The 18,191-nt window shown below is 70.3% G+C and carries 16 protein-coding genes and 1 pseudogene; 8 read left to right on the top strand and 9 right to left on the bottom strand.

The features are described from left to right. Positions 1-90: 90 nt before the first annotated feature. A complete protein-coding gene (locus tag OC490_RS42415) occupies positions 91-726 on the top strand; it encodes an SMI1/KNR4 family protein (RefSeq protein WP_262063392.1) in 636 nt (211 codons plus the stop codon). Positions 727-855: 129 nt separating this feature from the next. Continuing rightward, complete coding sequence (locus tag OC490_RS42410; protein ID WP_262063391.1) at positions 856-1,566, top strand: hypothetical protein; 711 nt, start codon at positions 856-858, stop codon at positions 1,564-1,566. A 108-nt stretch (positions 1,567-1,674) separates the two neighbouring features. On the opposite strand, the gene OC490_RS42405 is transcribed toward OC490_RS42410, so the two are convergent. The 3 genes and pseudogenes from OC490_RS42405 to OC490_RS42395 form a co-directional block, all read right to left on the bottom strand. After that, on the bottom strand, positions 1,675-1,875 hold the full coding sequence (locus tag OC490_RS42405) for a DUF397 domain-containing protein (RefSeq protein ID WP_262063390.1): 201 nt from the start codon (positions 1,873-1,875) through the stop codon (positions 1,675-1,677). Continuing rightward, positions 1,872-2,746, bottom strand: a pseudogene (locus OC490_RS42400) (helix-turn-helix domain-containing protein). The gene OC490_RS42405 and the pseudogene OC490_RS42400 overlap by 4 nt, the downstream one beginning before the upstream one ends. A gap of 263 nt (positions 2,747-3,009) precedes the next feature. Continuing rightward, a complete protein-coding gene (locus OC490_RS42395) occupies positions 3,010-4,182 on the bottom strand; it encodes a thiolase C-terminal domain-containing protein (RefSeq protein ID WP_262063389.1) in 1,173 nt (390 codons plus the stop codon). 76 nt (positions 4,183-4,258) lie between these two features. On the opposite strand from OC490_RS42395, the gene OC490_RS42390 reads away from it, so the two are divergent. Next, positions 4,259-5,449, top strand: a complete 1,191-nt coding sequence (locus tag OC490_RS42390; protein WP_262063388.1) for an acyl-CoA dehydrogenase family protein — start codon at positions 4,259-4,261, stop codon at positions 5,447-5,449. Further along, on the top strand, positions 5,446-5,931 hold the full coding sequence (locus OC490_RS42385; RefSeq protein ID WP_262063387.1) for a nitroreductase family deazaflavin-dependent oxidoreductase: 486 nt from the start codon (positions 5,446-5,448) through the stop codon (positions 5,929-5,931). The genes OC490_RS42390 and OC490_RS42385 overlap by 4 nt, the downstream gene beginning before the upstream one ends. 61 nt (positions 5,932-5,992) lie before the next feature. Here OC490_RS42385 and OC490_RS42380 read toward each other — a convergent pair whose 3' ends face one another. Continuing rightward, the gene (locus OC490_RS42380; protein ID WP_019075507.1) at positions 5,993-6,628 is read right to left on the bottom strand and encodes a TetR family transcriptional regulator; all 636 of its coding nucleotides are present in this window, start codon (positions 6,626-6,628) and stop codon (positions 5,993-5,995) included. Between the two features lie 134 nt (positions 6,629-6,762). Between OC490_RS42380 and OC490_RS42375 the strand changes: the two genes are divergently transcribed. The 3 genes from OC490_RS42375 to OC490_RS42365 all read left to right on the top strand — a co-directional run bounded on the left by OC490_RS42375 (position 6,763) and on the right by OC490_RS42365 (position 10,550). Beyond that, positions 6,763-7,497 (top strand): VOC family protein, encoded by a 735-nt coding sequence (locus tag OC490_RS42375; RefSeq protein ID WP_262063386.1) that lies wholly within the window; start codon positions 6,763-6,765, stop codon positions 7,495-7,497. Positions 7,498-7,676: 179 nt separating this feature from the next. Further along, the gene (locus tag OC490_RS42370; protein ID WP_262063385.1) at positions 7,677-10,022 is read left to right on the top strand and encodes a PQQ-binding-like beta-propeller repeat protein; all 2,346 of its coding nucleotides are present in this window, start codon (positions 7,677-7,679) and stop codon (positions 10,020-10,022) included. A 36-nt stretch (positions 10,023-10,058) separates the two neighbouring features. Next, complete coding sequence (locus OC490_RS42365) at positions 10,059-10,550, top strand: hypothetical protein (RefSeq protein ID WP_262063384.1); 492 nt, start codon at positions 10,059-10,061, stop codon at positions 10,548-10,550. Between the two features lie 9 nt (positions 10,551-10,559). On the opposite strand, the gene OC490_RS42360 is transcribed toward OC490_RS42365, so the two are convergent. From OC490_RS42360 to OC490_RS42350, 3 genes are read right to left on the bottom strand one after another with little or no spacing between them, the layout of a single operon-like run. Further along, a complete protein-coding gene (locus tag OC490_RS42360) occupies positions 10,560-11,330 on the bottom strand; it encodes an enoyl-CoA hydratase/isomerase family protein (RefSeq protein ID WP_262063383.1) in 771 nt (256 codons plus the stop codon). After that, entirely contained in the window at positions 11,327-11,743 is a 417-nt protein-coding gene (locus OC490_RS42355; RefSeq protein ID WP_262063382.1) for a Zn-ribbon domain-containing OB-fold protein, read from the bottom strand. The genes OC490_RS42360 and OC490_RS42355 overlap by 4 nt, the downstream gene beginning before the upstream one ends. Before the next feature lie 23 nt (positions 11,744-11,766). Beyond that, a complete protein-coding gene (locus OC490_RS42350) occupies positions 11,767-12,915 on the bottom strand; it encodes a lipid-transfer protein (RefSeq protein ID WP_262063440.1) in 1,149 nt (382 codons plus the stop codon). A 113-nt stretch (positions 12,916-13,028) separates the two neighbouring features. Between OC490_RS42350 and OC490_RS42345 the strand changes: the two genes are divergently transcribed. Then, positions 13,029-14,618, top strand: coding sequence for a FadD3 family acyl-CoA ligase (locus OC490_RS42345; RefSeq protein ID WP_262063381.1), 1,590 nt, complete (start codon positions 13,029-13,031; stop codon positions 14,616-14,618). Positions 14,619-14,732: 114 nt separating this feature from the next. Here OC490_RS42345 and OC490_RS42340 read toward each other — a convergent pair whose 3' ends face one another. Together OC490_RS42340 and OC490_RS42335 are read right to left on the bottom strand one after the other, a co-directional pair. Then, a complete protein-coding gene (locus OC490_RS42340; RefSeq protein WP_262063380.1) occupies positions 14,733-14,918 on the bottom strand; it encodes a hypothetical protein in 186 nt (61 codons plus the stop codon). A 213-nt stretch (positions 14,919-15,131) separates the two neighbouring features. Further along, positions 15,132-18,086, bottom strand: coding sequence for an AfsR/SARP family transcriptional regulator (locus OC490_RS42335; RefSeq protein WP_262063379.1), 2,955 nt, complete (start codon positions 18,084-18,086; stop codon positions 15,132-15,134). Positions 18,087-18,191 lie beyond the last annotated feature (105 nt).

Raw genomic sequence — 18,191 nt, 5'->3', positions numbered from 1 at the left:
CTGAGCTCTTCCGGTCCTCGCTCGCGTGGGGATCGGTCGAAATGTTTCGGTCGGTCTTCTGTGGCATTTCACAGAGGAATCGAAAAGGTTATGGCAAACAGATCCGGCATGCGTGATAATCGCTCCTGTTCGCGGTGGGATGGGCGGACCTGGCATATTCCAGACGGTTTTCAACAGGTCGAAACCATGAACGTACATGTCGAGCGGTTGAGCCGGCTGGTCACGCCTCCTGAAGGTGTTACCCGGCGGACGGACTGGGGAGGTGTGACCGGCGAACTCGGGGTCGGACTGCCCAGTGATTACCGAGATTTGATGGACACCTTCGGGGGTGGCCGGGTCGACGGGTATCTGTGGGTGCTTGAGCCTCGCTGTTCGAATCGTCATTACGAACTGCCCCGGTCCGTTGCGGAGCGTGACGAGGCATTCGAGATGTTGTGGGAGGGCGGCGAGCCGAAGCCAGTGCAATTGGAATCGCCTGGTGCCCGAGTAATCCCCTGGGCTTCGATGGACAACGGTGAATATCTCTACTGGTTTGTTGAGCCAGGGAGTCGCCCAGACGAGTGGACCGTCATGGTCAACGAAGCCAGGGGTGACTGGTGGGAGTCCTTCGATGTCGGGTGTGTCGAACTCCTTGTCCAACTGCTGACCGGAGAGGTTCGATCGGAAATTCTTTCCAGCTCCTTCCCGTTGCCGGTTCATGAATTCAGGGCTTCGGGGAGCTTCTGAGAGCGTCCGGTCGGACGCCTGTAATTAATTCAAAGAGAAAGTTAACGCGATATCGTGAACAGATCCTGCGTGCGTCACCCTCGTTTCCGTACCTCCGTCTTCGTTGCCTCCACCCTGATATCTCTCACCGTGCTCACCGGCTGTGGGGGCTCCGACAGCGGCGAGGCGGTCGGCGGCGCGGACTCGTCGGCGTCGGCCGGTGCGGAGACGTCCGCTGCCGCTGCCGTAAAGCCGTTGACCGCCGAGGAGTTGGGCAAGGCGTCGCTGGTGAAGGCGGATGTGGCGGGGTACGAGGTGAAGGCGGCCACGAAGGCTGAGGTCGCTGCAGCGGGTGCGGTGAAGGTGACCGGGGCCGAGTGTGAGCCGTTGGGGCGGGCGGTGGCAGGGGCTGCTGTGGGGGAGCCGGAGGCGAAGGTGTCCCGGCGGGTTACGGGGAATGGCGCCGATGCGCTCAGTGCCGAGGAGGAGGCCGTCGATATCAATGTCGGCATGGTCACCCTCGCCTCCTACGCCGACTCGGACGATGCCGCTGCCGCGCTGAAGTCGGTCGGCGACGCGGTCACCGCGTGTGCGGGCGGGTTCCAGTGGACCGCGGCCGGTGAGCTGCTGAAGGCGAGCAAGGTGGGGCAGGACAAGGCGCCGGCGGTCGGCGAGGAAGCGGTCGCGTTCAGCGCCGTGACGCCCGTCGACGGTGTCTCCGCGCCGTGGAAGGTCGTCGTCTTCCGTGAGGGTGCCACTCTGGCTCACTTCGTCGTGAGCAACGCGGGCTCCATGGTCTCCGGCAAGGACTTCACCTTCCCTGCCGACCTGGTGACCGCGCAGGCCGACAAGCTCACCTGACCCACACCCGCACTACTCCTCTGCCGCGAGTGGAGGAGTGAGACAGGTGTGCGCCCCGCGTCAGGCGTCAACCAGGCGCGGGGCGCGGTCGGTTGACGCCTCGTGCGATCAGTTCCCCGACGCGTACGTCACGAACTCCGACCAGGCCTCCGACGTCAGCGCGAAACGGGGGCCGGCGTCGCGGTACTTGGAGTCACGGACGTGGATCGTGCCGGGGGTGGTGGCGACCTCTACGCAGGAGTCGCCCTCGCTACTGCTGCTGTAGCTGCTCTTGAACCACTCCAACTCGGAAGCGGTGTCGTGGATCATGTTTCCCCCAGCAGGTGCTCGACGAAGGCCAGCGACTCACGGGGAGTGAGTGCCTGAGCCCGGATGATGCCATACCGCAGCTCAAGGATACGGAGATGCTTCGGCTCGTGGACCGGCCGGCCGTGTGCCACCACCGGCGAACGTCCAACGGCTGAACCGTCCTCGAACTTCAGCACCTCGATTCCGCCCGCCAGCCCCGCATGCTCCTCACGGTCCATCGGCATCACCTGAAGCTCGACGTTCCGCAACTCCGCCACCTCCAGCAGGTGTTGGAACTGGCCCCGCAGCGCCGCACGCCCGCCGAGCGGACGCCGCAACGACCACTCCTCCAGCACGAAACTGATCTCGGGCGCCGGGTCCCGCTCGAAGACCGCACTGCGAGCCACACGCGCGGCGATGAACCGCTCCACCTCGTCCGACGTGTACGAGGACGCCGCATCAGCAGCAGCCCGCGCGCGTACTCCGGCGTCTGCAACAACCCGTGGACGTTCAGAGGGTCGTAGAGCTGGAACTCGACGGCCTTCGCCTCCAGCTCTCGCAGGGCCCGCACCTTCTTCGGGTACCGGACCTTCTCCACGTCCTCCTTCATCGCGGAGATGAGCCCGTCCGCCCCCAACACCCGGTCGGCGTCGTCCAGATACTCGGGCCGGGGAATCCGCTTCCCGCCCTCCACCTTGTAGACCAGATCCTCGCCGTACCCGATCGCCTCCCCGAACTCCCCGGCCCGCAGCCCCGCAGCCTCCCGCCGCAGCTTCAACTGCCGCCCCACCGTGGCGAGTACGGCCAGTCCCCACTCGTCGTCCGGGTCCACCTCCCAACCCGGCTCGTCCGCTTCGCCCTTGAGCCGCCCCGCCTCACCGTCGCCCGTCATCGCGCGCACCCCTCCGCCGTACCGCCGTACCGTCCCGCCGCCACTACCCGCGCACCGCGCCCCGGCAAGCCCGGACAGCGCCGGACAAACACCGGACAGTCACCGTACGCAACGACGTGATCACCGCCGACGGTATGCGGAACCGGCCACGCTGAGTGACACGAATCAGGAAACAGCCGAGACTTCAGCGCACAATCACGCCCGACGCCCCCGCCCCGCGGCGCACACCAGGCCGCCACCGCGACGGCCTGACGGCGGACGTGTCACCCCCGCCCCAGCACCACCGTCCCCGACGAGCAGAACCACCCACCTGTACCCGAGGCGACCCCCAGGCGCGGCAACTCGCCTTTCCCGCAGGTGACTTGACGAGCCCCGGCCTCCCCCCGCAGCTGCCGTACCGCCTCCACCAGCAAGAACAGCCCCCGCATACCCGGGTGTTGGGCCGAGAGGCCGCCGCCGTCCGTGTTCACGGGGAGTTCGCCGCCGGACACTCGCAATCGACCCTTCTCCACGAAGGCGCCCCCCTCACCCTTCGCACAGAAGCCCAGATCCTCCAGCGTCACCAGCGTCATGTAGGTGAACGCGTCGTAGATCTCCGCGAAGTCGATCTCCTCGGGGCGTACCCCGGCTCGTTCGAAGGCCAGTCGGCCGCTCACCGCCGCCGGGGACACCGTGAAGTCGGGCCATTCGGACATCGTGGCGTGCGAGACGTGTTCTCCGGTGCCGAGTATCCAGACCGGTGCCGTACGGCAATCTCGTACGTACTCTTCCGCCGCCAGCAGGATCGCCGCTCCGCCGTCGGACCGTATGCAGCAGTGCAGTTTGGTGAAGGGGTCCGCGATCATCGGGCCGGAGAGGACGTCGTCCACGGTGATCGGGTCGCGGAACATCGCCTCGGGGTTCAGGGCCGCATTGGCCCGGGCTTGTACTGCCACTTCCGCCAACTGCTCGATGGTCGTGCCGAATTCGAGCATGTGGCGGCGCGCGGCCATCGCGTACTTGGCGATGAGTGTGTGGCCGTAGGGGACCTCGAACTGGAGTGGGCCCCGTGCGCCGAAGGAGAGGTTGCCGGTTCTGCGGCCCGCCTTGATGTCGGCGCGGGCCGTCGAGCCGTAGACCAACAACACGGCGTTCGCGTGCCCCGCCGCTATCGCGTCCGCCGCGTGCGCCGCCATGACCTCCCAGGTGGAGCCGCCGACCGCTGTCGAGTCGACCCAGGTGGGGCGCAGGCCCAGGTATTCGGCCACCTCCACCGGCGGCAGGGTGCCCAGGCCCGCCGATGCGAAGCCGTCCACCACGGCCCGTTCCAGGCCCGCGTCGGCCAGTGCGCGGCGGGCCGCCTGGGCGTGCAGGGCGTAGGGGGTCGTGTCGTCGACCCGTCCGCAGTCGGACAGTGCCACGCCCACCACGGCGACCTTGCGGCTCCCCGGTGTCATGAGGGGCCTCCTCCCTCTGTGCATATCGTGCCCGGACTCCTAATATGACGGACCGTCAGATCTGGAGGGAAGTGCCATGGACGCCAGCTTCACCGCCGAGCAGGACGAGATCCGCCGTACCCTCCGCGAACTCCTCACCAAACGCTGTGGGTTGGACCGCCTCCGGGCCGCCGTCGACAGCCCGGCCGGGCACGATCCCGTCCTGTGGGCCGCCCTCGCCGACCGGCTCGGGCTGCCGGGGCTCGCGCTCCCGGAGTCGTACGACGGTGTCGGCTGTACGACCACCGAACTCGCCCTGGCCTGTGAGGAGACGGGGCGTTCGCTCGCTCCGTCCCCGCTGCTCGCCACGGCCGTGCTCGCCGCTCCACTCGTCCTCGCCCTCGGGAGCGGGACCCAGCGCGCGACGCTGCTGCCCCGCATCGCCGCCGGTTCCCTGACCGCCGCCCTCGCGATACCCGGACCCGCCCTCACCACCGCCCTCGGCCTCACCGGCCCCAACGACGGCGAGTGGGCCGGCGGCGGGCGTGCGGGCGGGGTGCAGGCCAGAAGGGAGGGGGAGAGCGGCTGGCGGTTGTACGGGCAGGTCGCTCAGGTTCTCGACGGGCACAGTGCCCAACTGCTTCTCGTTGCCGCCCATGTTGGAGGCTTCGCGCGGTCGCGGACCTTGTTGTTTCTGGTGGCGGGGGACGCGGCCGGGCTCGTACGGACCCGGCAGACCTCCCTCGATGCGACCCGGCCGCAGGCTCGGCTGGAACTGCGGGATGTGGAAGGGGAGTTGCTGGGCGCCGATGACAGCCCGCGGCTGCTACGAGAGCTTTCCGCGCTCGGTGACACCGCCGCCACCGTGCTGGCCGCCGAGGCCGTCGGGGCCGCCGACCGTGCGTTGGAGCGGACCGTTCAACACGTCAAGCAGCGGGAGCAGTTCGGGCGGGCGATCGGGTCGTTCCAGGCGGTGAAGCACCGGTTGGCCGATGTGTATGTGCAGGTGCAGGCGGCCAAGTCGGCTGCCTACTACGCGGCTTGGGGGACCTCCCACGGGGAGCGGGTGGGCGGGCTCGCGCTCGCGCAGGCGCTGGAGGCGTTGCGGGCGGCTGCCGGTGAGGGGATCCAGTTGCACGGGGGGATCGGGTTCACCTGGGAGCACGAGGCCCATCTCTATTTCAAGCGTGCCGCCGGTGACGAGCTGCTCTTCGGGCCGGTGCACCGGCTGCGGGCGTACGCCGCCGAGGGTGCGCGTCTCTTCGAGAGTCGTGAGGTGACGGTGTGATCGGTGTGCGGCTGGTGCAGAAGGTGTCCTCGACGCCCGTGTTCGCTCGCGTCGCCCCGCATGTCATCCCCGCGCTCGACCGGGCCGTACACCGGCTGACGCGCGGGAAGGTGCTGCTCAGTGCACAGATGCTGCCGGGGGTGATCCTGACGGCGAGGGGTGCGCGGAGTGGGCAGCGGCGGAGTACTCCGCTGGCCTGTATGCCGGTTGAGGACGGGTGGATTCTGATCGGGTCCAACTTCGGGCGTACGGGCCATCCGGCCTGGACTCGCAACCTCATCGTTCACCCTGAGGCCGAGATCAGTTGGAAGGGTGTGGAAATCCCGGTCACCGCGCGGTTGTTGGAGGGGGAGGAGCGGGCCGAGGTGTGGAAGGCGGCGCTGGTCTTCTGGCCGCCGTACGCCACTTATCAGGCGCGGGTGGAGCGGGAGATCCGGCTGTTCCGGATCACACGCAGGGCAGGCGGCGGTCCACCTGGGTGAACCGCCGCCCGCGAGACAGGACTTGGGACCTGGGAAGTCAGAACCTGGGAAGCAGGAACCGCTACTTCGTCGGCTTCTTGCCGGTCACGCCCAGGTGGACCAACAGCGCCAGGTTCGGCTTGAGTTCAGCCTGCTTGACGCCCCACGTCTGGAAACCCTTCTGGTGCGAGGCGACCGCCGCGAGCATCGCGACCAGTGAACCGGCGACCGCCGCCGGGTTCACGTCCTTGTCGACCCTGCCCTTGGACTGCAGTTCGGCGACCGCGTCCGAGAGGGAGTTGTTCACGGAGTTGAGGATCTTCATGCGGATCTTGTAGAAGCGTTTGTCGCCCTCGGCCGCTCCGAGGTCGACGACCCGCAGGATCGCGTCGTTCCGGCGCCAGAACTCCAGGAATCCGTCCACCAGTTCCTGAGAGGTCTGCCAGCCTGCCTTGCCGACCCATGACCGGCCGGCGAGCAGTTCGGTCAACTGACCGCCCTCCGTGGCCATTTGCTCGGCGATTTCCAGGACGGCACCTTCGACGTCCGGGAAGTACTGGTAGAAGGTCGCGGGTGAAGTCCCCGCCTTCCGGGCGACATCGATGACTTTGACGTCCCGGTAGGGGGAGGAGCTGAGCATCTCGCTTAGGCAGTCGAGCAGCTTCTGCCGGGTCGCCTGCCCACGCCGGCCGGCCACGCGGCCGTCGACGGTACGCACTTGTCCTGTCATGCCGTCAGCTTACCGAGGGGTGATCGGAGCGCGATTCGGCCGACTGCAAATGGGGTGCACGAGGGTCCAGAGGGTGGTGTGCCTGGTCTGCGGGGTGCGTGTGTCGCCGTTACTTTGACGGTATGGCCGAAAACAGGGCATCCGCGAAGGAAGAGACCTACGGAGAGGGCGTCCCCTGCTGGGTGGACGCGCAGCTGCCGGACCTGGCTGCGGGCAGGCGGTTCTACGGTGAGCTCTTCGGGTGGACCTTCGAGGAGGCGTACGGCGGCTCCGTGTGGGCCCGCAAGGACGGTGAGCCGGTCGCGGCGCTCGCCCACAAGGCGGACGGGCGGATGCCGACCGTGTGGACGGTGTACTTCGCGGCGCCGGACGTGGTGCGGCTGATCGGGCGGATCCGGGACGCCGGCGGGCAGGTCGTGATGGCTCCGTTGCCCGTGGGGGAGCTGGGCACGGCCGCCCTCGCGGCCGATCCGGAGGGTGCCGTGTTCGGACTGTGGCAGGCGGCCCGCCATCCCGGCTTCGGCGTCCGGCACAAGGCGGGCACCTTCGGCTGGGCCGAGCTGTACGCCCGCGACACGGAGAGCGCGAACTCTTTCTACGGCGGACTTTTCACAGACGCCCTCTTCGGGCCGGAGGCCGCTCCCGACTTCGGGCGGGCGCCCGTGTCCGACGTGTTCCCGGTGGAGATGCCGCCGCATTTCCTCGTTCACTTCCGGGTCGAGGACATTGCCGCTGTTCTGGGGGTCGTGCAGCGGCTCGGCGGGCGGGTTCAGGTCCCGCCCTTCGAGACGTCGTACGGAAATGTGGCCGTCGTCACCGACAATCAAGGGGCGTCGTTCGCGCTGCAGCAACGTTGACACCTGGACGTTTGTCCGGAGATATGCCGAGACACCCCGATTAGTCGCCGGGTTCGCAACCTGTGGCCGGGCCAGGAAGAATCAGGGTGCGCGCCGCCATGGTGGTGCGGTGGTGAGACGCTGCACGGGGTCGCGTACATATGTGGGTGGCGTGGCCCGTACGGGGAGGTGGCAGGCAAGTGGTGGATCAGCTGACGCAGCACGATCCGCGGCGGATCGGGCCGTTCGAGGTGCTCGGACGGCTGGGCGCGGGCGGCATGGGGCTGGTCTATCTCGCGCGCTCGGCGTCCGGCCGGCGGGTGGCGATCAAGACCGTGCGGACGGAACTCGCCGAGGACCAGCTCTTCCGGGTCCGTTTCACGCGTGAGGTGGAAGCCGCGCGGGCCGTCTCCGGTTTCTACACGGCTGCCGTGGTCGACGCCGATCCGCGGGCGGCCGTGCCGTGGCTGGCCACCGCGTATGTGCCCGCGCCCTCCCTCGAAGAGATAGTGAACGAGTGCGGGCCGATGCCGGCCCAGGCGGTGCGCTGGCTCGCGGCGGGGGTCGCGGAGGCGCTGCAGTCCATTCACGGGGCGGGTCTTGTCCACCGTGACCTCAAACCGTCCAACGTGCTCGTGGTCGAGGACGGGCCGCGCGTCATCGACTTCGGTATCGCCTCCGGTGTGTCGAACACCCGTTTGACGATGACGAACGTGGCGGTGGGCACCCCCGCCTACATGTCCCCCGAGCAGGCCAAGGACTCCCGCAGCGTCACCGGCGCGAGCGACGTGTTCTCGCTCGGCTCGATGCTCGTGTTCGCCGCCACCGGACACCCCCCGTTCCACGGCGCCAACCCGGTCGAGACCGTCTTCATGCTGCTGCGCGAGGGCCCCGACCTCGTCGGTCTCCCGGACGAACTGCGTCCCCTCATCGAGTCCTGCATGCAGATGGAGGCCACCGGCCGCCCGAATCCGGCCGACCTCCAGGCCCAGCTCGCCCCCCACCTCTTCGGCTCCGGTTCCGACGACAGCGGTACGGCCTCGGCCTGGCTGCCCGAGCGCGCGGTGACCCTGATCGAGACCCGGCGCGGTGGCCGCCCGCCCGTGAAACCGACGCCCACCGCGGGCCGCAGCGGTGGCGGACGCGCCGCCGTACCGCCGCCGCCCTCCCACGACCCCGTGGTGCCCGTCCCGGTCGGCGCCCCCGACACCGGGCCCGTACGGCTGGCCGGCGCCCCCGTGCCGATCGGTCCCGGCCCCCGGGTCGCCGACGCCCGCGCCGCCGCGGTGAAGGCACCCCCTCCGGAGGCCGGCCTCGTCGCCTCCTGGTCCCGGCCCCGGCCCGGCGTCAACGGCACCGACGCCGCCGTAGGACCCGCCGTACCCGTACCGCCGCCGCTGCCCCCGGAGACCGCGTCCGGCTGGCGCCCCTGGCGGTTCCGGATGTCGAACGACGTCTGGGGCACCCCGACCGTCGCCGGCGACCTCGTCTACGTCACCTCCTTCGAGGTGCACGCCCTCGACGTGCAGACCGGCCGCCGCTCCTTCAAGACCAGGGACGTCGCCTGGTCGATGGCGGTCGCGGACGGCCGTATCCACGCCTCGGACGGCCCCACCCTCTTCGCCCTGGACGCCCGCGAGGGCGGTGACCTGTGGCGGCTGTCCACCGAGGCCTGGGTGTACGCCCTCAAGGCCGAGCGCGGCACCGTCGTCACCGGCACCCGCGGCGGCGGAGTGCAGGCCTGGGAGGCGTCCACCGGGCAGCAGCTGTGGCAGCTGACCGGCGCGCAGACCGACTTCGAGTCCCCGGAGGCGGGACCGGCGCTGCACGAGGGCACCGTGTACGTGTGGCAGGACGCCCGGCTGCGCGCCCTCGACGCCCGGACGGGCGACGAGCGCTGGTCGTACCCGATCGGCGACGCGGCCTCCTGCGGTGGGGTACCCGTACGGGTCACCGCCGCCCCGGACGGTCACGTCTACGTCGCCGCCGGCACCCGCGTCCTGTCCGTCGAGGTGGCGAGCGGCCGGGTCCGCTGGCACTTCGAGGCCCCCGCGGTCTTCCTCTGCGCCCCGACCTTCGCCCCCGGCCCGGCGGTGACCGGCGGCGGCATCTACCTCGCCGACTACCTCGGCACGGTCTACGCCCTCGACGCCGCCGACGGCCGCGACCGCTGGCGCATCGCGACCGAACCGCGCGCCTCCATCGAACCGGTCCTGGTCGCCGCCGGACACGTCCACGTCGGCAGCGGCAAGGGCCTCTACACACTCGACGCGGTCACCGGCACCCCCAAGTGGCGCTTCCAGGCGGGCGGCGACATCGTCGGCGCCCCCGCGGTCGCCGAGGGCCGGATCCACTTCGGCTCCACCGACCACCTCCTCTACACCCTGAAGGCCGACGACGGCCGGCTCCGCTGGAAGCTCGCGACCGGCGGCGAGATCACCGGAGCGCCGGTGGTGAGAGACGGCGTCGTGTACGCGTGCAGCAAGGACCGCTGCGTGTACGCCCTCGACGCGGAGAAGGGGACGGGCACCGCAAGGACCGCGTGAGCGGAGCCGGTTGGTCCAGGTAGGTACCATGATCGGATGCATACGCGGGGGCGCAGGCTCAAACTCACGGCAGTACTGGCATTGACCGTTCTCACCCTCACCGGCTTCTCCACCGGACGGCACCACAGCAGCAGCCGCCACCGGAGCGGCAGCGGTGGCGGCGGGTGCAGCAGCTCGAGCCAGGACCACGACACGTCCACTCCACGCCGGTCCAACTACCGGTCCACACCCACCGCTACGGCCTCCGGGGACGGGAACTCGGCACTCGGCAGGGTGACGCTGGTGAGCTGCGCGACCGACGCGAAGCCGTACGCCGTCGTCGAGGTCACCAACCCCAACAACCGCAAGCTCACCTTCGACATCTCGGTGTCCTTCATGGACAAGCAGGATCTGAGGATCGAGGACGTCCACCCGAAGAAGACCGTGCCCGCGAACGGCACAGTGCGCGTCAAGGTCAAGTTCGGTGGTGGGGAGACCGGCGAGGTGCTCGACCACTGCGAGGTGGATCCCACGGCTCTCTGGGAGTGAATCCCGCCCTCACCTCACCCGGAACCCGTTCCCGCGGGCGGCGAACAACTCCGCCTGTCGTTCGGTCGGGAGATTGCCGAGGGCGATCAGCGGCGGCGCCTGCGCATAGGCCTGCGCCCGCGCCGCCTCCTTCGCCGCCCACAATGCCCGCACGGTGCCCTGAACGCCTTCGGTCGGATACCCGGCGATGACGGTCGCGCAGGCCACGGCGGCCTCCAACGCCCCGCCGGGAGGGGCGAGTTCGGACACGAGCCCGATGTCGTGGGCGCGCTGGGCCGAGATCCGCTCGGCCGTCCCCATGAGCATCATCCGCGCCACCTCGCCGTACGGCATCCGGTGCGCCATCAGCACCGACTCGTAGGCGCTGACCATGCCGTAGGTGGTGTGCGGGTCGAAGAACACGGCGCTCGGGTCGGCGACGACGAACTCGCTCTCGCCGAGCAGGTAGAAGGCCCCGCCGCAGGCCATCCCGGAGACGGCGGAGATCACCGGTTTCCACAGGTCGTTGGCCTTGGGCCCGATGTGGAGCAGCGGATCGTCCTGCATGTAGGGCGAGTTGGGCTGCGGCACGACCGCGTCCCGGTCGAGGCCGGTGCAGAACGCCCGCTCCCCGGCCCCGGTGAGGACGACGGCCCGTACGGTGTCGTCGAACCGCAACTCCCGCCATACGGCGGCCAGTTCGGCGGCCGTGGTGAGGTCGACGGCGTTGAGCCTGTGCGGCCGGTCGAGGGTGACGACGGCGACGCCGGTGTCCTTGTCGGCGGCGGTCCGGAGTGTCATGGCCGCTCCAGAACCCACTGCGGAAGGCCGTCCGCGTCGAACACGACCTGCACCCGCGCCCCGATCCGAACACGTGCAGGGGCAAGGGAGTTGAGCGCGGCGCCCGGCCGGCTGACCAGATTCCCGACCAGCCGGATCCGGGGGACGTCGACCAGTTCGACGACGATCACGTTGTACGGCGCGACGGCCGCGTAGTCGGGCAGCAGCGGCGGATGCGGGAAGACGTACGACCACACCCGTCCCCGCCCGCTGACCTGCCGCCACTCGCTCGCGAAGGACTGGCAGTGGGGGCAGCAGGGGCGGGGCGGGAAGCGGGGTTCCTCGCAGTCGGCGCAGGTCTGGACGCGGAGTTCGCCTGCGCGGGCGTACTGCCAGAAAGGGGCGCCGTCGGAGTCGGTGAGCGGAGCGAGCATGGCGGTCAACTCCTCGTTTCCTTTCACTTCGTGAGCAGCAGGGCTGAGGTGGGGACGCCCTCGCCCGCCGTCACCAGGCAGGTGGCGGCGTCCGGGACCTGGGCGGTGCTGGTGCCGCGCAGCTGCCGTACGCCCTCGTTGATCAGGTTGAAGCCGTGGACGTACGCCTCGGAGAGCCCGCCGCCGCTGGTGTTGAGAGGGAGTCGCCCGCCGATTTCGAGGGCGCCCCCTTCCGTGAAGGCACCGCCTTCCCCTCGTCCGCAGAAGCCGTAGCCCTCCAGGGAGAGCGGGACGAGGGCGGTGAACGCGTCGTAGATCTGGGCGACATCGACGTCCTGCGGGGTGAAGTCGGCGTGTTTCCACAGGTGTCGGGCGGCGGTCCAGGCGGGGCCCGTGAGGGGGTCGTCGTTCCAGTAGTTGACCATGCCGTGGTGCTGGGCGGGGAGGCCCTGGGCGGCGGAGTGGACGAAGACCGGGGTGCGCCGGCAGTCACGGGCGCGCTCGCGCGAGACGACGACACAGGCCAACGCCCCGTCCGTCTCGAGGCAGTTGTCGAAGAGGCAGAGGGGTTCGCTGATCCAGCGGGAGGTCATGTACATCTCGCGGGTGAGCGGGCGGTCGTACATGATCGCGGCCGGGTTCTGGTTGGCGCGGTTCCGGCAGGCGAGGGCGACGTTGAACAGGTGGTCCCGGGTGGCGCCGTACTCGTACATGTAGCGGCGGGTGAGCATGGCTATTTCATCCGCCGGCCGGAGGAGCCCGAATGGGCGGGTCCACTGGGCGGGGGTGGGGAGTTGGCGGGTGGTGTTGGTCCACGGTCTCGCCCCGCTGCCGCGTTTTCGGGACCGCCAGGCCACACCCACCGTCGCCTGTCCAGCGGCGATGGCGGTCGCGAGGTGGGCGACCGTCGCACAGGAACCACCGCCCCCGTACCCGACCTTGCTGAAGAAGGTCAGGTCCCCGAAGCCGACCGCCTTCGCGAGCTCGACCTCGTCGGTCTCCTCCATCGTGTAGGAGGCGAGGGCGTCGACCTCGCCCGGGGCGATGCCCGCGTCGTCGAGGGCGGCGAGGACGGCGCGACAGGCCAAGGTCCGTTCGTCCTCGGGGAGTTGCCTGGCGAAGAAGGTCTGTCCGATGCCGACGATCGCGGTCGCGTCCTTCAGCCCGGCCATGCGCTGTCCGGCCATTCTCCGTGCACCTCCGAGTGACACCGGGAAAGCTGACAGGGCGTCAGGCTACAGCTAATCTGACGGACAGTCAGCTACTGGGTCCAGGGAGGCCGTTCATGCGCGGAGACACGGAATGGGGCAGCATCCCGGGCCTGGTCCGGTCGGCCGCGGAACGGTACGCGGACGCCGAGGCGGTCGTGGACGGCCGGACGAGGATCTCGTACGCCGAACTCGGCGACCGGGTGGAACGCGCGGCGGCGGCCTGCCTCGCCGCCGGTGTCGAGGTCGGCGACCGGGTCGGCATCTGGGCGCCGAACTCGCTGGACTGGATCGTCTCGGCGCTGGGCGCGGTGTCGGCGGGCGCGGTCCTGGTGCCGCTGAACACGCGCTTCAAGGGGACCGAGGCGGCGTATGTGCTGCGCGGCAGCGGGGCGCGGCTGCTGTTCGTGACCGGGACGTTCCTGGGCACGTCGTACGTGGCGTCGCTGCGCCGGGCGGCGGGGGAGGGGACGGGCGGTACGGGCGAGGGCCCGTTGCCCGGGCTCCCGGCGCTGGAGCAGGTCGTCGTCCTCTCCGATGACGCGCCGGCCGACTTCCGCACCTGGAAGGACTTCCTGGCGGGCGGCGAGGGCGTGGGCGAGGCGGAAGTGCGGGCGCGGGCAGGGGAGTTGGACGGCTCGACGGTCTCGGACATCATCTTCACCTCGGGCACGACGGGCCGCCCGAAGGGCGCGGTGATCACCCACGCGCAGACGTTGCGGGGATACGAGATCTGGAGCGACCTCGCGGGACTCAGGCAGGGCGACCGCTATCTGATCGTGAACCCGCTCTTCCACACCTTCGGCTACAAGGCGGGCGTGATCGCCTGTCTGATGCGGGGCGCGACGATGATCCCGCAACCGGTGTTCGACGTGGACACGGTGCTGGCGAACATCGCGGCGGAGCGGGTGTCGGTTCTCCCCGGCCCGCCCACTCTCCACCAGTCCCTCCTCGACCACCCGGCCCGCGACGCGCACGACCTGTCCGCGCTGCGGCTGGTGGTGACCGGGGCGGCGGTGGTGCCGCTGCGGCTGGTGGAGCGGCTGCGGGGCGAACTGGGCGTCGGGACCGTCCTGACCGCGTACGGCCTCTCGGAGGCCAGCGGCATCGTCACCATGTGCCGGCGCGGGGACGACCCGTCGGTCATCGCGTCGACGTCGGGTCGCGCGATCCCGGGCACGGAAGTCCGGGTGGAGGCGCCCGCCGGCTCCCCGGGCGAGGTGCTGGTCCGTGGCTTCAACGTGATGCGCGGCTACTACGAGGACCCGGTGGCGACGGCGGAGGTCCTGGACGGCGACGGCTGGCTGCGCACCGGTGACGTGGGCGTCCTCGACGACGAGGGCAACCTGCGGATCACCGACCGGATCAAGGACATGTTCATCGTCGGCGGCTTCAACGCGTACCCGGCGGAGATAGAGCAGCTGCTGGGTCTGCATCCCGGTGTGTCCGACGTGGCGGTGATCGGCGTACCGGACGCACGGCTCGGGGAGGTCGGGAAGGCGTACGTCGTCCGGCGGCCGGGGGCCACCCTCACGTCCGACGACCTGATCGCCTGGGCCCGGCGCGAGATGGCGAACTACAAGGTGCCGAGGGCGGTGGAGTTCGTGGGGGAGCTGCCCCGGAACGCCAGTGGGAAGGTGGTCAAAGGGGAATTGCGGGGGCCGTGACGCGCGGCATGGTGACTGGTATGCCAACCCGTAGAACCCCGGTCCCCGGACGCACATCGGCCGCGACGGCTCCCCCTCGGTGCCGCCGCGGCCGATCCCCCGGTGGGAGAAGGTCTAGCTGGGGTCGGACGTGATGTGCGTGTTGTCCGGCGTGGCCGTGCCGTCGTCGTCGGCGGCCACGACGGCCTCGACGTCCGTGATGTGCGTGTTGAGCGGCTTGAGGTCGCCGGTCAGCTTCGCGTCGGTGATGTGGGTGTTGTCCGGCGTGACGACCGTCTCGTCGTTCGTGGTGTCGCTCATCGTGCTGCCTTCCTTGGAGATCGCGTTCAAAATGGGGCGGGCCCATCCGGTCACTCCCCCGAGGATGGCCGGATGGGCCACTGGCGCCGCCACTCTAGATCTCGAAGGTGGCGGCTTCACCGACGGTCCGTCTGCCCCCCGACGCGACGGCCCGATATCCAGAAGAGTGCCGTGCGGCGATAAACGATTGATGAACGCCCCGCCGGCCCCGGTTCAGACCGCCGCGGCCGGCGCCAACAGCGCCTGGACCTCCGCCGCTTCGGGCGACTCCAGCCGCTTGTAGATCTCCAGCGCCTCGGTCCAGCAGACCTGCGCGCGGCCGGACTGCCCGATGCCGTTCAGGGCCTTGCCGAGGAGAGTGAGCACGTTGCCCCGTCGCCACTCGCCGCCGATCTCCCGGAGCGGGGTCAGGGCCATCTCCGCGTTGGCCGCCGCCTGTGCCGGACGCTGGGCCAGCAGGTCGACCTCGGCCAGGCGGAACAGGGTCATACCCTCCCACAGGCGCTGCCGGCTCGCGCGGAACACGTTCAGTGCCTGGTTGAGATGTGCGACCGCGTCGGCAGGTTGGCTGTTCTTGCCGAGGGCCAGGCCCAGGGCGTAGTGGCCGTTGGCCGCCTTGAGCGTGTGCCCGAGTTCCTCGTACATCTCCGTGCCCTGACGGGCGAGATCGACCGCGCTGTCGGCGCGCTCCGTCTCCAGGTGCAGGCGGGAGAGATTGCACAGCGCCGACGCGGCGCCGGAGAGGTCGCCGCAGGCGCGGAAGCTCGCGATGGCCCGCTCCAGGAACTCCTCGGCCTCGCCGTAGCGGCCCTGGTAGAAGGAGTAGATGCCGAGCAGGTTCGCCGCCCAGCAGCACGGCAACGCGTCGTCGGCGGCCTCGGACAGGGCGAGCGCCTGCCGTGCCTCCTGGTAGGCCTGCTCGAACTGCCCCGAGAAATGGCGGGCGTTGGCCTGTACCAGAATGGCCCGCCCTTCCGCCCGGCTGTCGGAGGCCGCACGTGCGGCATCGCGCAGGGCCGCGCCGGCGGCCTCGTACTCCTTGAAGTTCGCCCCGGACTCCGCGAGGTCGACCGTGGCCCACAGCAGATCGACGGCCCGCCGCAGCGGCGCACCGTTCGACGACTGCCGTACGCAGGCCAGCAGCGGGATCGCCTCGGAGTAGAGCCAGTCCTGGGCGGCGCGCCGGTCGGGGAAGACCAGCCCGGGGACGCCGGTCTCCTCCAGGTGGTCGACCAGGCGGTCGCCGGGGCGCTCGATGCCGTACACACCGGCGGCCGTCGCCAGGTAGAAGTCCAGCAATCGCGAGAGCGCCGCCCCCGTCTCGCTCGGCGGCCACTCGTCCCGCTCCGCACACGCACGCGCGTAGAGCCGCACCAGATCGTGGTAGCGGTACCGGCCGGGCGCCGCCGATTCGACGAGTGACGTGTCCACGAGGGATTCCAGCACGTCTTCCGTGTCCTCAACCGGAAGATCCAGAACCGCCGCTGCCGCCGCGAGCGAGATGTCCGGGCCGTCCGCGAGGCCCAGCAGGCGGAACGCCCGTGCCTGCGCCGGCTCCAACTGGCCGTAACCCAGCTCGAATGTGGCCTTCACGGCGAGGTCGCCGGCCTGGAGTTCGTCCAACCGGCGTCGTTCGTCGGCGAGTTTCGCGGCGAGGACGGAGACCGTCCAGGTACGGCGGGCCGCCAGACGGGATGCCGCGATTCTGATCGCCAGCGGGAGGAAGCCGCACGCGGCGACCACGTCGAGGGCGGATTCCCGTTCGGCGGCGACCCGTTCGGCGCCGACGATCTTCGTGAAGAGCTGCAGCGCCTCCTCGGGGGACATCACGTCGAGGTCGACGAGATGCGCCCCCGCCAGGTCCACCATCCGGACCCGGGAGGTGACCAGCGCGGCACAGCCCTCGGTACCGGGGAGGAGGGGGCGCACCTGGGCCGCGTCCCTGGCGTTGTCCAGCAGGACCAGCACCCGGCGGCCGTCCAGCACCGACCGGTACAGCGCAGACCGCTCCTCCAGGGAGTCGGGTATCGCGGAATCCGCGGTGCCCAACGCCCGCAGGAACGCGCGCAGTACGGTCTCCGGTTCCGCCGCCCGCGAGCCCGCGCCCTGGAGATCGACGTACAACTGGCCGTCGGGGAAGGTGGATCGGGCCTGGTGGGCCACGTGCACCGCCAGGGTCGTCTTGCCGACGCCCCCGATGCCGGCCAGCGCCGACACCGCCATCACACGGCCCTCGGCCGAGGCCAGGACTTCACTCAGCTCGGACACGAAGGACCCCCGGCCGGTGAAGTCGGGGACCGTGGCGGGGAGTTGGTGGGGGCGGACCGGAGCCGGCGCGGTCTCCGCCGCCGGTGCGGACGGCTCCGCGAGGCCGGGGTCCGCCTGGAGAATGCGCTGCTGGAGTTCACGCAGGCCGGGGCGCGGGTCCACGCCGAGTTCGTCGGCGAGCAGGCGCCGGGTGTCCGCGTACACCGCGAGGGCCTCCGCCTGGCGGCCCGAGCGGTACAGGGCGAGCATCAGCAGCTCGCGCAGCCGCTCCCGGAGCGGGTGCGCGGCCGTGAGCGCCGTCAGTTCGCTGACCGCCTCCGCGTGGCAGCCCTGCTCCAGGTCCATGTCCAGCCGCGACTCCAGGAGTTGGAGCCGCCACTCCTCCAGCCGGACCCGCTGCGCCTCCGCGTACGGGCCCGGCAGCCCGGCCAGCGGCTCCCCGTCCCACAGCGCCAGCGCCCGGCCGAGCAGATCCCGCGCCTGGCACAGGTCACCCGCCGACTTCGCCTTCTCCGCCTCGTTCGCCAGGTCGTGGACCTCGGCCACGTCCAACGCGCCGTCGGGCAGGCCCCGTACGGCGTACCCGCCCGACTCGCTGACGAGGACCCCGGCGTCCAGCGCCTTGCGCAGCCGGGACGCGTATGTCCGCACCGCGGCCAGCGCCTGCGACGGAGGGTCGTCACCCCACAACGCGTCGATCAGCTCGCCGGCGGTCGCCGTCCGCCCCTCGCGCAGCAACAGCGCGGCCAGCAGGGCGCGTTGCTGGGGAGAGCCGGTGGGCAGCGAAACAGGGCCCCGCCAGGCACGTACCGGACCGAGCACGCTGAAGCGCAGGCCCGTCGACTCCTCAGAGTCGGAGTCGGGGCGCCGCTGCTCCGGTACTCGCGGTCCACCGTCCATCGCCGTTCCCCCTAGGCACGCCTGATAACTACGACAGTTTGCCTTGTCGGCGGCGGTCGCGTCAGCACTCGGAGACACCGCTCACAGGTCGCCGCGCGGGATATC

Source organism: Streptomyces sp. STR69 (assembly GCF_024519455.1).
Classification (GTDB): domain Bacteria; phylum Actinomycetota; class Actinomycetes; order Streptomycetales; family Streptomycetaceae; genus Streptomyces.
This window is presented reverse-complemented; position numbering and strand designations above follow the sequence as displayed.

Bases quoted from the DNA above. Each gene is read 5' to 3' on its own strand.
- OC490_RS42345 (WP_262063381.1), top strand. From the start codon at position 13,029: ATGCGCGGAGACACGGAATGGGGCAGCATCCCGGGCCTGGTCCGGTCG.
- OC490_RS42390 (WP_262063388.1), top strand. From the start codon at position 4,259: ATGGACGCCAGCTTCACCGCCGAGCAGGACGAGATCCGCCGTACCCTC.
- OC490_RS42335 (WP_262063379.1), bottom strand. From the start codon at position 18,086: ATGGACGGTGGACCGCGAGTACCGGAGCAGCGGCGCCCCGACTCCGAC.
- OC490_RS42375 (WP_262063386.1), top strand. From the start codon at position 6,763: ATGGCCGAAAACAGGGCATCCGCGAAGGAAGAGACCTACGGAGAGGGC.
- OC490_RS42395 (WP_262063389.1), bottom strand. From the start codon at position 4,182: ATGACACCGGGGAGCCGCAAGGTCGCCGTGGTGGGCGTGGCACTGTCC.
- OC490_RS42340 (WP_262063380.1), bottom strand. From the start codon at position 14,918: ATGAGCGACACCACGAACGACGAGACGGTCGTCACGCCGGACAACACC.
- OC490_RS42415 (WP_262063392.1), top strand. From the start codon at position 91: ATGGCAAACAGATCCGGCATGCGTGATAATCGCTCCTGTTCGCGGTGG.
- OC490_RS42355 (WP_262063382.1), bottom strand. From the start codon at position 11,743: ATGCTCGCTCCGCTCACCGACTCCGACGGCGCCCCTTTCTGGCAGTAC.
- OC490_RS42350 (WP_262063440.1), bottom strand. From the start codon at position 12,915: ATGGCCGGGCTGAAGGACGCGACCGCGATCGTCGGCATCGGACAGACC.
- OC490_RS42365 (WP_262063384.1), top strand. From the start codon at position 10,059: ATGCATACGCGGGGGCGCAGGCTCAAACTCACGGCAGTACTGGCATTG.
- OC490_RS42360 (WP_262063383.1), bottom strand. From the start codon at position 11,330: ATGACACTCCGGACCGCCGCCGACAAGGACACCGGCGTCGCCGTCGTC.
- OC490_RS42405 (WP_262063390.1), bottom strand. From the start codon at position 1,875: ATGATCCACGACACCGCTTCCGAGTTGGAGTGGTTCAAGAGCAGCTAC.